The sequence below is a fragment of the Pedobacter sp. SYP-B3415 genome (assembly GCF_004138205.1).
Taxonomy (GTDB): domain Bacteria; phylum Bacteroidota; class Bacteroidia; order Sphingobacteriales; family Sphingobacteriaceae; genus Pedobacter.
This window is the reverse complement of record NZ_RXNQ01000035.1, coordinates 40,578-54,171: the sequence shown is the minus strand read 5'-3', so window position 1 is coordinate 54,171 and position 13,594 is coordinate 40,578. Positions and strand designations below refer to the sequence as shown.

The window sequence follows — 13,594 nt, the reverse complement described above, 5'->3', positions numbered from 1 at the left end:
TATTTATATGCAGCAATTCACGGCAAAAGCCTGGGAAGAAAAAGTGACTATCCCCACCTATGGTATCGGTAAAGCCGAAAAAAACCCAATGTTTTTTGAAAAAAGAGTTTACCAGGGCAGCAGCGGTGCGGTTTACCCAAATCCGGTGATCGAAAAGATTTTAGATGAAAAACAGGACCGGGTTTATAAGGCTCTGTTTCTTGAAAACAAATACCTGAAAATCATGCTTCTACCAGAGTTGGGCGGAAGAGTTCAAATGGCCTATGACAAAATAAAGCAGCGGCATTTTGTATACCATAACCAGGTGATCAAACCTGCGCTTGTGGGCCTGACCGGCCCATGGGTATCTGGCGGGATAGAATTCAACTGGCCTCAGCATCACCGTCCAAGCACATTTGAACCCGTAGATTACGATTTGTCTCAGCAGGCAGACGGAAGTGCAACGGTTTGGATCAACGAGGTCGAAAAAATGTCACGCACAAAAGGACTGGTCGCGTTTACGCTGCATCCTGATAAAGCCTATCTTGAGATCAGCGCACAGATATACAACCGGACTAACCTGCCGCAGACTTTTTTGTGGTGGGCAAATCCGGCAGTAAAGGTAAATGATCATTACCAGTCTGTTTTTCCACCCGACGTAAACGCGGTATTTGATCATGGTAAGCGCGATGTTTCTGCGTTTCCAATTGCTACAGGTACCTATTACAAAGTTAACTATGCGCCCGGTACAGATATTTCGCGTTACAAAAACATACCCGTTCCTACCTCGTACATGGCCATCAATTCTGCTTATGATTTTATGGGCGGCTATGAACACGATACGCAGGCGGGAATGCTTCATGTGGCCGACCACCATATATCGCCTGGTAAAAAACAATGGACCTGGGGTTACGGTGATTTTGGACGAGCCTGGGACCGAAACCTGACCGATGAAGACGGACCATACATTGAGCTGATGGCCGGGTGTTTCACAGATAACCAGCCCGATTTTACCTGGCTAATGCCTTATGAAACCAAAATCTTTACCCAGTATTTTCTGCCCTACAGGGAATTGGGATTGGTGAAAAATGCAAATAAGGACCTGCAGATGAACCTGGAAGTTCAGGATGGAATTGCCCGCATCAAAATCCAGGTTACCTCGGTCTTCCGGGCAGTAGCCGTGACCTTGACAGCCTCTGAAGGTCTGCTGTACGCTGCCAGGGAAGACCTGGATCCTGAGACTGTATTTAACCGCGAGATTGCAGTACCGGGGCATACAGATGACAGCCGCCTTATACTTCTCCTTCGAGATGCGGAAGGGAATGAATTGATGAGTTATCTGCCCGGACAGAACGCGCCGGGTAAGCTCCCGCAACCAGCCAGTGCAGCGCTGCCAGCCAGCCAGATTGATCACATTGAGCAATTATTTTTAACCGGCCAGCACCTTGAGCAGTACAGGCATGCAACCTATGATCCCCTCGCTTATTACAATGAAGGACTGCGCCGGGATCCGGGCGACTACCGTTGTAACACCGCCGTCGGAACCTGGTATGTCCGCCGGGGCAGATTTGATAAAAGCATTGTTTATTTCAGCAACGCGATACAGACCATAACCTCCCGCAACCCTAATCCATATGACGGCGAGGCGTATTACGGCCTGGGCCTTGCCCTGAAATACATCGCGGAACTTGATTCTGCCTACAGCGCTTTCTACAAGGCAACCTGGTGTAAGGCGTTTCAGGATACCGGCTTCTTTGCCCTGGCACAGATTGACCTGATCAGAAAAAACTACCGGCAGGCTGTTTTGCATGCGCAGCAAGCTATTTCAGGCAACGCGGCTAACAGCAAAGCATACGTGCTGCATGCTGCCGCCTTACGTCACCTTGGACAGCTTCGCGAGGCCCGATCAGTGGCAGAAGCTGCTGTTATCCGCGACCGGTTTAACCTCGGTGCCATCAGAGAATTGGCTGCATGCTGCGATATTGGAAGAGATGTTACCGGACAACTTCACTGGGAGGGCCAGCTCAAGCTGCTGGGAAGAGAACATGTAAACAGCTATATTGAATATGCGCTCGATTATGCTGCCGCAGGCCTGTTTAATGAGGCTGTAAACCTGCTGGAGCACGTTGCCGGACAGGGAGCGCCAATGGTCTTTTATCACCTGGCTTACTGTTACGAACGGCTGGATCGGCAAGCGGAGGCAGTGTCTTACCTGTCGAAAGCTGCTCTGGCAGACCCTTATCTTTGTTTCCCGAGTTTTCTCGAAGACATTGCGGTACTGTCTTATGCCAGCCAGACATCGCTGCGCGATGCAAAAGCACCCTATTATCTCGGCAACCTGTGGTACGATAAAAGACAATATGATCTGGCCATAGAAAACTGGATGCTGGCTGTACAGCGGGACGATGCTTTTCCCACAGTTTACAGAAACCTTGGTATTGCTGCATTTAACAAGCGCAATGCGCCGACAGAGGCACTTGCTTTTTTTGAAAAGTCTTTTGAACTCGATCCGACCGATGCGCGGGTGCTGATGGAACTTGATCAGCTACGCAAAAGAATGAATGTAGCACCGCAAACGCGTCTGCAAGCCCTCAACCAGCACCTGAAAATTGTGGAGCTTCGCGATGATCTTTATCTTGAACGCCTGTCGCTTTACAACTTCCTCGGCGATCATGACATTGCGTACGAACTGATCATGTCCCGGAAGTTTCACCCCTGGGAAGGCGGGGAGGGAAAAGTTTCCCGGCAATACGTCCTCGCGCTGGTTTCCCTCGCCAGAGAAAATATTATGGCTGGCAGGTATACCCAGGCATTACGGCAATTGAATGAAGCACGTGTTTATCCCCATCATATCGGAGAAGGCAAGCTGCCTGGTGTGCGCGAAAACGACCTCGCATATTTTAGTGGCCTGGCCTGTGAAGCGATGGGGGAAGATACGGGTGCTATGGAGTTCTTCAGGCAGGCAGCATTAGGATCGTGGGAACCCGGTGCTGCGATGTTTTACAATGACCAGCAGCCGGATCAGCTGTTTTACCAGGGCCTTGCTTACCGGAAACTGCAGGATCAGACCAAAGCCAGACAGATATTTGAACGCTTGATAACATATGGTGAAAGCCATATAAACGACGAAATCAAGATCGATTATTTTGCTGTATCCCTCCCAAACCTGCTGATTTTTGAAGATGACCTGCGAAGCCGCAATCAGGCGCATTGTCTCTATCTCAAGGGACTGGGGCATCTTGGCCTGCAGCAATTTGAACAGGCATCTGCATCACTGCAGCAGGTGCTGAAGATTGATGCAATGCATTTCGGCGCACACATCCACCTCGTGATGTCAGAGACTGAAACGATTTGTTAAGGAAACTATAACCAGGATCGATGGTCGATAGGGCGTGACTATAGCCCGACTACCATGTTCGATGGGCAGGGGCCATAGTAACGCGGCTGAATGAACATTCTTTTCTCTTTTGGGCTTTGGCGGCTAAGGAAATTGCCGGGCCTCTGGACTATGGTCCATAATCATCTCTTCTCTTGTTCTTCCCAAAACCATATCTCCGTTCAGCCTTTTCGGCATTGTTCGATTTCGGGGTAGCAAAAAAAAAGCCCTTTCGGGCTTTCCTCCAATTTAAAACCAACGCTAAAAGTTTTGCAGGCGCTTCAGGCTGATTACTGCCGTGCTGGTACTGTTGTTTACCGAGTTGATGTATACGAACGCGGTATACCTGCCATCTGCTGTTTTCATAAAGACGCTGCCATCATTAGTAAGGGTAATGGCATAGTTGGCCGAACCATCGAAATTCTGTTTTTGCAGGTCGATATCATCAATATAAATGTTGCTGTTGGCATCACCCTTTAGCTGTCCGTCGTAGACCCAGGTGCCAATTTTCTTTTCCATTGCGGTGCTTTTGCGTGTCCAGGCCGCTGGAATGGTAAATCCATTTGGAAGAAACCCTGCTGCTGCAGGCGAAACGAGCGAGTGCCCGTATGTATAGGCCGCGGTGCCTGGGGTAATGGTAGGCGCATAGGCATATACAAAGTCAATTTTTGCCGAAAGGTTTCCGGCTTCTACCTCAGCCAGGGTATAGGCGCGCATATCTGCAATGGAAAAATACCGTGCTCCGGCAGCAGTGCCGACAAGCGGGATGCTCCGCTTCATATCCATGGCAGATATCTGATACTCCGGTGTCCTGACCGAAGACCGGTCGCCGGCGCTGTTGGTCACAGCAAATTCGAATGAAACCTTTTGTCCACGGGCTGCCTCTGGCGTTATATAAGCGTATCTGAGCGTCGTCGCATTGGTGTCAATAATCGAAACCGTTGACAGATTGCCGTTTGTCTGGCTGTTGCGTGCAACCAGGGTTGTCACGTCTGCAGCATTCACTGTCCGGTGCGTAACCATTTCCCAGAGTGTACCGGTTGCACCAGCAATGCTGGCTGTGACCTGCACGGCGCTAAGCTTGCCGCTTTTGGTGCCCATCCCGTAGGCGAAATCAATTTTTTCGCCCACAATCAGGGGCGCGACTGTCCGTTTGATAAATGAACCCGTCAGATCTTTGTTCCTGGCTTCAATCTCGTTTTTTTTGCAGCCAAATATGGCTGTAGAAACCGCCAGAAGGCCAATTAAGTATGCTGTTCTTTTCATAATGACTGGCTTATTTTTGCACTGTAACCGTAATTGTATATAACTTCCTGATCTGCCGGTTGCCTGACACCAGCGTATAAGTCTTCGGCTGATTGAAGTCTGTCCACAAGCCCATGAAAGGCTCGACCAGCATGTCATTTGCTCCTAAAGAGCAATAGGGTTTTACCTTGCTTATGTTTGTACCGAACTTCGCTATCGCCGTAACCGTACATTTAACTGTGTCAATAAGGCCATTGGCAAATGTGGGCGTAGTAACGAGTACGGTCTGGTTGTCTGATCCAACCAGGTTGAAACTGCTCATGTAACAAGAGGTATTGTCTGTAATAAGTAAGCCGTCTTTATCTATCGGGTATTTGCGGCAGGATGATGCTGCATAAAGTGCAGCCATTCCCAGTATGGTAAGGAGGAGGTTTTTTTTCATCTGTAAAAGCATTTGCTTATAACCACGGTTCATTTTGTTTGATCTTGGGGTTGTTAACGATCTCTGCCGTTGGGATCTGGAAAATATAAAAGCGCTGGAAATCGCGTTCAATCGCATTTCTGAATTCATCCCGCACCAGTTCGTTCCAGGTGCTGAGAAGCGGATTGCCGTTCGGTTGCGTCCAGATCTGCTCTACTTTGTTCCAGCGACGGATATCAAAAAAACGGCTGCCTTCAGCGGCAAGCTCGATAATGCGCTCCTGTTCGATAGCGTTAAAGAATGCGGCCTTGCCTGCAAACAGACCACGGTCTAAAGGAGGCAGGCCACCCCGGCGTCTAATTTTGTCAATTAGATCGTAGGTTTCGGCGGTTGGCCCGCTTAACTCGTTTATGGCTTCGCAATACATCAGCCATACATCGGGCAGACGCATCATCCAGGAATCCTGCGGACCATTCTCACGCGCATACCCGCTGATCTGCCGGATGTATTTGCGGTACAGGTAACCGGTAAATGCGCCGTCTGCAAACATATAAGGTGGCGTTGGCGCATTCGTTTTATATAGAAAAGTGAGCACGTTTGAGGTTACTGTACCGTCTGCAAGTATCTCATTGATCGACTCGCCATCCCACATAACGGTAGCCTTAAGGCGAAAATCGCGCCCTGCATACGATGCCGGGTTTACCGCGCTGTTTAGCCGGGTGCGGGCATCTGCAACTGTTGTAGGATTGAGCGGCACCAGGGGCGGCGCAAAATCCCCAGTCGTAACCAGCTGATAGCGGTTAACAAGCCGCATGGTAGGAGCGACGTTGACACCGCCGGCACCGGTGCTGCGGGTGCCGAAATCGTACAGGTAGGTATCTCCGTAGAACTGGTCGGACTGATAATCGGAAGCGCCAAATAGCGGACCGCCGTTTGTAAAAGCGAAAATCACTTCAGAAGCATAAGCCGCATCCTCGTTTGCCCCGTTAAAGAGCTCGCCATAAAAGGGTGCAGTTGCCGGGCCCGGATCGCCGCCTTTGTACAAAGTGCGCCCGTATGCCGGTTTCATAATTTCAGCGAAATCTGCCGCTGCGGCCTGGTAGTGTGCCTGCGCATCGGTTGTATTTCCTGCATTTTTCTGCCAGCATGCCCAGTATAGCTTGATTTTACCGCGATAGCCAATAATTGCCGCCCTGGTAGCACGGCCCTGGTCGGCCTTCGGAACACTTACAGGTACATGCTGTGCGGCGAGGTCAAGATCTGCAAGGATCTTGTCTTTAATCGCCGTTTTTGAGCTGCGCGTAAGCGAATACGCTTCGTCATTTCCATTCAGTACGCCTTCATAAAAAGGTACATCGCCCCAAAGATCGATAAGTCTGAAATAAGCAAGCGCCCTGAGAAACAAGGCTTCACCTTCCACACGACGCAGGATCGTGAGATTGGCAGGCACTGTTTCCCTCGCAATCATGGCCCGTACGTTTACCAGGACATAGTTTGCCCGGTTAATACAGCGGTAGCCATCATTCCAGTGGCGCGACGCCGAGCTCCCGAAGTTGTTGCCGGGGGTGTAGTTGGAATATGGCCGACCGTTGATGCGGCTGTACATCATTTCGCTACCTCCGTCCCAGGCATAGGTTTTATAATGCATCTCGCGCGCCGCGACATATACACCAAGTAAAGCAGCAGTGGCTTCACCTGGTTTTGTAAAGTAGCCCTCTTCGGTTAATTTCGAAGGGTCATTCTGTTTGAGCAGGTCTTTGCGGCAGGAGCCTGCCACCACTACAACGAGCAGTAAAGCAAAGGCGTATCTTTTTCTTTTCATAACTGAAAACATAATCTGTATTTGACTTATAAGCCGATGTTGAGACCAAATGAATATGACTTGAGGATAGGGAAGGGGTCGTCATTGAAATTCTGGAACCCGTTGCCAAGCGTCGATTTTTCAGGGTCAACACCAGGCCAGCTGGTAAATGTAAAAAGGTTTTCGGCTGTCCCGTAGACACGTATCCGTTCCACGCCAAGCGTCTTAAGGAGCCGTGCAGGAAGGTTGTAACCGATCTGAATGTTTTTCACTCGCAGATAATTCATGCTGTATAACCAAAAATCTGATTCGACGCGGTTGTTGCCGGCGTTTGCCGCGACCACCCTGGGGAACATAGCTGCACGGTTGTCAAGATTCCAGAAGTCAGTTAGATATCTTTCCTGGAATGCGTAGCGCTGCGGATTCACATTTGTACTCGTCATGTCTTCCAGGAAATAATCTTTGCGTCCTGTAGCTGCCTGCAAAAGAACGCTTAAATCAAGTCCCTTCCAGTTCGCGAAAAGATTTAACCCGTAGTTTGCTGTAGGACGTTGCTCGTTTATAGCCGGCGTAGCTTTTTTGTCAAAGCTGCCGATCTGGCCGTCTCCGTTCAGGTCTTTATAAAGCAGATCGCCGGGTGAGATATTTGCCGAACCCTGGTAGGGCGAATCATAGATGTCCTGCCAGCTCTGCGCGATACCGCTGGAGAGCATGTAATAGGCATAAAACCAGGGCATATCAATAAAGTTTTTGCTTGGATTAAGCCGTTGATTCCATTTTTCAAGCCGGTCAATGTTGTAAGAAAAATTTGCCGTGGCACCGTAGTTAACCTTTGCAATTGCCGACCGCCAGGAAAGGTTTATATCAATACCGTTATTCCTGAAAGTTCCGATGTTCACCTGCGGTGGATTAAAACCTGTCAGCAAAGTTGATAATACCGAAGGCCTGATCAGATCGGTGGTCAGTCTGTCATACAAGTCAATTTCAGCAGTCAGCTTATTGCTGAAAAAGCCCAGATCTAGACCGATGTTCGCCACACGGGTTGTCTCCCAGGTAAATTGCCTATTAATTTGTTTATTTACGCTTACGCCGGTGGCCAGGTTATTACCATTCAATACATAGGGGGTAGATATGAATGTCTGAAGTTGCTCGTACCTCGATACACCGCTATTGTTTCCTAACGAGCCATAAGAAAGGCGCAATTTTCCTGCCGAAACGATAGTGCTTAGCGGCTTGAAAAAGGTCTCTTCAGAGAAACGCCAGCCGGCAGAAACAGATGGGAAGTAACCCCATTGGTGACCTTCTGTGAATTTCGAACTCCCGTCGGCACGCATGCTTGCTTCAAAGAGATAGCGGTCATTTATTGAATAATTGAACCTGCCAATAAAGGACCGCATACCTTCCTCAGATGAGGTGCCGTTGAAGCCGATATTTAATGGCGCCAGTGCCTGGTTGCCCAGTTCGGTTATACGTTCGTCCAGCCGCCCGCCGGCACCTACGCCGAATTGTTTGTCATTCCAGAATTCCTCGGTAGCAACGGCAAGCAAGTTTATCTGGTGACCCGGGAGAATTTCGCGGGTGTAGTCAAGCCGGGCCTGCGCAAGCGTCTTATACCCTTGCGTTGATGTATTGCTCAGGTTCGACGTGAGCGGGAACAACTCAAATACAGAACCTCCTGTCTGGAAATTATACAGGTTAACTCCAAGGTCTGTATAGCTCTTCTGAAACTGGTTATAATATCTGAGCGCGTAATCGATGCGCGCATTGAAGCCCTTAAAAGCATTCCAATTGATAAAGGCCGTGCCGTTGAATTCCTGCCGCTGTACCTCGTTATGCCTGGCATTGATTTCGGCATACAAGTTTGGCGCATTGGCTGCTTCGCCATATGCCATCGCCCCACCATACTGGCCTGTATTCGAGTTGTAAGGCAGCAAACCTGTTATAGCGAACACGAGCGGCGCATTGGGGCTGGAATAGTCAATAAATCCATTAGCCATTCCGAACTGCTGGTTGGTCCACTGCCCGTCAGTGCGCAGACCGATCGATACATTTTTTCTAATCTTATAGTCGAGATTGGCGCGGAAATTATAACGTTTCGCATCATTATTCACAAGAATGCCTTTCTCGTCATAGAGACCCGCAGAAACAAAATAGTTGCCATTGTCGTTAGCCCCTGCGGCCGAAATGTTATGTGTCTGAATGTTGCCTGTTCGCAGCACATAATCCAATTGATTGGCATTGGGAAAACGGATCGGATCAACCATACTCTGTGCCAGCCACTCATCTACAGTTCCGTCATAAAAGCTGGGAAGTGTTCGCCCGGCACGGGAGGCACGCTGCTCAAGCGTTAGTGCCATCGCATAATCTTCGAGCAGGTTGTAGAAATTGGTTGGATTCGACCCGGCATAGGTACCGGTGTATCTGATCTGCGGTTTCTTCAGGCCTTTTCCTGACTTTGTTGTAATGAGGATCACACCGGTCGCGCCGCGTGAACCATAGACTGCGGCCGAGGCTGCATCTTTTAAAACCGATATATTCTCTACATCATTGATGTCGATCCGGTTAATATCTACATCCGGAATGCCATCAACGACAATGAGTGGATTTGTGTTTGTTGAGCCATTTGGCGAGCTGAGGCCGCGAACCAGCAGCTTGGCATTACTCGAGCCTGCCAGTCCGGTGCTTTGCTGAACCGCAAGCCCTGGTACCATCCCCGATAGTGCCGACGATAGGTTTGTTACAGTCCGGTTACTGATTTTTTCATCTACGTTTAACGAAGAGACAGCACCGGTAACGTTAACTTTTTTCTGCGTGCCATAGCCGACAACAACTACGTCATCGATCAACATTGCTTCAGAAACCAGCTTGATGTTGAGCTGCGTCTGATTCCCAACAGCAACTTCCTGGCTTGTAAAGCCGACAAACGAAAATACAAGAACAGCCTGGTTGTTTGGTACCGCAATGCGGAACTTTCCGTCAGGATCTGTAGTGACACCCTGCAAGGTACCTTTTACGCGCACGGTGACGCCGGGAAGGTGTTCGCCTTTGGTATCATTAACTGTACCCGAGACCATTCTTTCCTGAATCATCGCGCTAAAAACGTTTTTCATCAGCCGGCCGCGGGGCAATGCGCTGAGACTGGAAAGAAAGAGCACAATGAAGAGTAGAGCTTTTCTCATAATCATTTTTGTAAGTCTATAAATGGTTGTTTGGTCCCCAGAGTGGCCGGGGGTATGATCAAAGTTATTGGTATTGATGGGGCTGAAAATGGAAGATTTGATGAATGGGATGGATAATATTACGAGGTAGCTGCTGTTCAGATAACTGAAAACGAAACTGATATTTTTGATCACTCCCTGCCCTTATGAAGGCTGTGGTTCTTTAAACGCAGTACAACAGGTTAAAAATGGGCTCTGCATACCGAATTGATAAGCAGGCAGCTTTGGTCTAAGGCAGGTAAAGCGTGAAGAGGTACCGGTGTAGATGGACAGAATTGTGTTGATCGACCAATGTGCGGATAGGGTCAGATCATCTCAGTACTCGACAATTTCAAAACGGACAGGTGTTATAGATGGCGGTAAGGTCTCAATTGAATCAAAGAATTAGACCGGCTCAAGCTTAGGTCAGACATGCACAAAAGGAACAGGCTGCTGATAAAGTATTGTGAACTCCGCACACAGAGCTATGCGCTTCTCTGCCGCGCTCATGAAAACAATATGAATGAAGATACCGGGCAGATCGGTAAGATTGATCAAAAAATCAAGAGGTTTTAAAAGAACTAAAGCGTCCATAAATCTGTTTAGCCAGACAGATCATGCAAGGTTATCAGGAAATATCTCATGCTATTCTATCCACTGCTGAACAGCGTGGCCCGGAGAAAAGTACCTGTCCGTCTGAAATAGCACGTCAGTTATATCCTGACGATTGGCGTGAACAGATGGAGAATGTTCGCAAAGTGGCTATCGGCCTGCATAAAGCTGGCAAGGTTCAAATCACGCAGGGCGGAAAACCTGTCGATGTGGATCATATAAAAGGTCCTGTGCGCATCAAAATAAAGTGATTCGGTTCCTGTCTGTGCGGGTATGCAAAAAGCCGTCGCCACAAGTCTGCCCGTTAACGACCTCTGTTTTTTCAAACAAATATGCATGAACAGGGTTTGACCTGAAGTAATTGTGATGTTAGGTGTCTTTCCGATGCGTTCGGACAGCTTAAATTCGATACATCTTTATCCGCGATCACGTTAAACAACTCATATAACCCGAATGAAAATCAATCATCTGCGCCTCCTTCAGCTGTCCTTCCTGGCTCTTTGTATCTCGTTTACCGCCTGCCGTAAAAACAGGGGGGAGCTTCCTGAACCTGAACCCACCGAAGATGTCTATGCCGTTGGCCGGGATGCTTACCGTGCTATGTTCTGGAAGAACGGTGCGGTGACGGCCCTGGGTAAAGGACCGGGAAGCTCTGACGCCAATGCGCTGGCCCTGGCCGGCGGCGATGTGCACATTGCCGGCTACGAGACCAGCAATGATATTTATGTAGCAAAATACTGGAAAAACGGTGTCGCCACCAACCTGAGCAATGGTACAAGTGATGCCATGGCCAATGACATCTTCGTTCAGGGAAATGATGTTTACATCGCCGGACAGGAAAGGGTAAACGGCACGTGGCAAGCAAAGTACTGGAAGAATGGTACGGCTGTGCAGCTGCCGTCCAACCAGGCGGCCAGCCTGGCAAGCGGAATCGCCGTTCTGGGCAGTGATGTCTACGTAATCGGCGAAAGAAACGCAAATATTTACACTTCGATAGCCTGTTACTGGAAGAATGGTGTCCTGACCGACCTTGCCGACCAGAATACAAATGCTGCATACCAGGCTGTTTCGGTTTCGGGAAATGATATTTACATGATGTGGTCTGCCGCTTATAACCAGTTTGGTAAACTGCAAACCAGTTATGCAAAAAACCTCGGAACACCGGTGGTCATTGCAGACGGTACCCAGGACGTAACCGGCACGGCTATAACTGCCAGCGGAAGCGATATCTTTGTTGCAGGCTGGGGACCGCATTCAACCTCAGATGTCATCGCTCCCAAATATTGGAAGAACGGGACACCCGTTTTTATTGCAGACGATAAAGAAGGCGCTTTTGCCCTGAGCATTTTTCTGGCAGGCAGCGATGTTTACGTTGCCGGCTGGCGTCAGAACGTACAAACAAAAAAAGCGTCAATGGCCACGTATTGGAAAAACGGAGTGGCGGTTGCGCTTACTGATGGAAGAAACGATGCATTGATCAGGGATATCGTCGTTGTGAAACGTTAGCCTGGACAATCTTCTCCCCATAAACCTTCAATTATTTCTTCGGAAGATCCGGTAAATAGCCAGTTAATGGTATGCAGCTGGCACCGTCGAGGCTATGGATTCTCAATGCGGGTCTACACAAATATGGATCAACCGCTATCTAAGACCGCGCAAAGCTATCGTGCTTCCGGTTTTGGTGCGGTCTTATCAATGTCTTTTCTGTTTTTTGCTTTGCCTGCATTCGACTCGAGCATGCTGATTGCTTTAAGTAGTTGTTGCTTTTGAGGCAATGATGCAGTCAGCTCAATGGCCCGCACATAGTGTTCGATCGCCTTCGCGGAATCAGAGTCAGCGTGCAGGTAGCCCAATAACTGGTGATAATAGCTATCATGAGGCAACTTAATTTTTTCTGTTTCAGCGAGCGCTTCGATAGTACCGTATACTTTAGCGACAGCGAATAGTCTGTTCATTGCTGTTGCCGGCGAGCCATCCATCAAAATCAGTCGGTCATATAAGCTCAAAATCTGTTGCCATTTGTCATCGCCTGACTGCGCTGTATGCCAATACGCAATGCCGGCCTCAAGGTGATATTTCGAAATTTCACTTCCGCCGGTAGCATTGATCAGGTAATGATTGCCCTGGTCAATAAGCTGCTGGTTCCACAAACTCCTGTCCTGCGATTCATAAAGAACAGCGTCGCCCTCATCGTTTTCCCGTGCATCCAGACGCGAACTCTGATAACACATAAGCGCCAGCAACGCATTAACTGCGGGAGTGTTGGTAAATCGGTTCTCAGTAAGCAGCAGGGCTAGCCGGATGGCATCAGCACACACATCTTTTCTGATCTGCCGCGAATTTGTTGTCGATGCGTAACCTTCGTTGAATAACAAATACAATGTTCTGAGTACGGTAGGCAGCCGGGAATGGATTGCAAATTCCTCAAGCGAGGCGATATCAAAGTTGCTTTCTCGTAGACGGATGCGCGCCCTGTACAGTTGTTTTTTTACTGTTTCCTTTTTTATCAGGCAGGCACTGGCTATTTCTTCAATACTAAACCCGCAAAGTATTTGCAGCGCCAGCGCAATCTGTGCGGTAACTGCGTTAGACGGGTTGCAGACAGCGAAGATCATGGCTAGTTGGCTGTCTTCTATTATTTTCGTGTCAAACTCAAACTGGAACGTATTGTCCCATGCCGAGCCGCCGAGGTTCATCTTAACTTTGGCATTGAAAACATGCAGATGCCTGAATTCGTCTTTAGCCTTATTGCTGGCCACTGTATAGAGCCATCCGACCGGGTTAGCTGGCGTACCGTTCAATGCCCAATGTTCTGACGCTTTAAGGAAGGTATCAGCGGCGATGTCTTCAGCAGCTTCCAGGTTTCGTAAGCCAAAATGACGGCACAGGAAGGCCGTCATTTTGGCGTATTCCTCGCGGAACAGATGGGGTAATAATGCCGTGTTCACCTGGTTATTTTTTAC

8 protein-coding genes are annotated in these 13,594 nt (G+C 48.9%); 3 read left to right on the top strand and 5 right to left on the bottom strand.

Annotated features, from left to right (window positions below; genetic code table 11):
• The first annotated feature begins 7 nt into the window (after positions 1-7).
• Complete coding sequence (locus EJV45_RS16435) at positions 8-3,337, top strand: DUF5107 domain-containing protein (RefSeq protein WP_129717384.1); 3,330 nt, start codon at positions 8-10, stop codon at positions 3,335-3,337.
• Positions 3,338-3,616: 279 nt separating this feature from the next.
• On the opposite strand, the gene EJV45_RS16430 is transcribed toward EJV45_RS16435, so the two are convergent.
• From EJV45_RS16430 to EJV45_RS16415, 4 genes are read right to left on the bottom strand one after another with little or no spacing between them, the layout of a single operon-like run.
• Complete coding sequence (locus EJV45_RS16430; RefSeq protein ID WP_129717382.1) at positions 3,617-4,621, bottom strand: DUF4466 family protein; 1,005 nt, start codon at positions 4,619-4,621, stop codon at positions 3,617-3,619.
• 10 nt (positions 4,622-4,631) lie between these two features.
• Entirely contained in the window at positions 4,632-5,042 is a 411-nt protein-coding gene (locus EJV45_RS16425; RefSeq protein ID WP_205942406.1) for a hypothetical protein, read from the bottom strand.
• A gap of 16 nt (positions 5,043-5,058) precedes the next feature.
• Positions 5,059-6,843 (bottom strand): RagB/SusD family nutrient uptake outer membrane protein, encoded by a 1,785-nt coding sequence (locus EJV45_RS16420; RefSeq protein WP_129717380.1) that lies wholly within the window; start codon positions 6,841-6,843, stop codon positions 5,059-5,061.
• Between the two features lie 26 nt (positions 6,844-6,869).
• Positions 6,870-10,001 carry a TonB-dependent receptor gene (locus tag EJV45_RS16415; protein WP_165305086.1) on the bottom strand — a complete coding sequence of 1,044 codons (3,132 nt, stop codon included), beginning with the start codon at positions 9,999-10,001 and terminating at the stop codon, positions 6,870-6,872.
• Positions 10,002-10,636: 635 nt separating this feature from the next.
• On the opposite strand from EJV45_RS16415, the gene EJV45_RS16410 reads away from it, so the two are divergent.
• On the top strand, positions 10,637-10,882 hold the full coding sequence (locus EJV45_RS16410; RefSeq protein WP_129717376.1) for a DUF3253 domain-containing protein: 246 nt from the start codon (positions 10,637-10,639) through the stop codon (positions 10,880-10,882).
• Positions 10,883-11,084: 202 nt separating this feature from the next.
• Positions 11,085-12,137 carry a hypothetical protein gene (locus EJV45_RS16405; protein ID WP_129717374.1) on the top strand — a complete coding sequence of 351 codons (1,053 nt, stop codon included), beginning with the start codon at positions 11,085-11,087 and terminating at the stop codon, positions 12,135-12,137.
• Between the two features lie 155 nt (positions 12,138-12,292).
• Here the strand turns inward: EJV45_RS16405 and EJV45_RS16400 are convergent, their stop codons facing one another.
• On the bottom strand, positions 12,293-13,579 hold the full coding sequence (locus EJV45_RS16400) for an RNA polymerase sigma factor (RefSeq protein ID WP_240755310.1): 1,287 nt from the start codon (positions 13,577-13,579) through the stop codon (positions 12,293-12,295).
• Positions 13,580-13,594: the final 15 nt, after the last annotated feature.

Excerpts from the sequence above, each read along its gene's own strand:
- EJV45_RS16435 (WP_129717384.1), top strand. The coding sequence starts at position 8 with ATGCAGCAATTCACGGCAAAAGCCTGGGAAGAAAAAGTGACTATCCCC.
- EJV45_RS16430 (WP_129717382.1), bottom strand. The coding sequence starts at position 4,621 with ATGAAAAGAACAGCATACTTAATTGGCCTTCTGGCGGTTTCTACAGCC.
- EJV45_RS16425 (WP_205942406.1), bottom strand. The coding sequence starts at position 5,042 with ATGAAAAAAAACCTCCTCCTTACCATACTGGGAATGGCTGCACTTTAT.
- EJV45_RS16420 (WP_129717380.1), bottom strand. The coding sequence starts at position 6,843 with ATGAAAAGAAAAAGATACGCCTTTGCTTTACTGCTCGTTGTAGTGGTG.
- EJV45_RS16415 (WP_165305086.1), bottom strand. The coding sequence starts at position 10,001 with ATGAGAAAAGCTCTACTCTTCATTGTGCTCTTTCTTTCCAGTCTCAGC.
- EJV45_RS16410 (WP_129717376.1), top strand. The coding sequence starts at position 10,637 with ATGCAAGGTTATCAGGAAATATCTCATGCTATTCTATCCACTGCTGAA.
- EJV45_RS16405 (WP_129717374.1), top strand. The coding sequence starts at position 11,085 with ATGAAAATCAATCATCTGCGCCTCCTTCAGCTGTCCTTCCTGGCTCTT.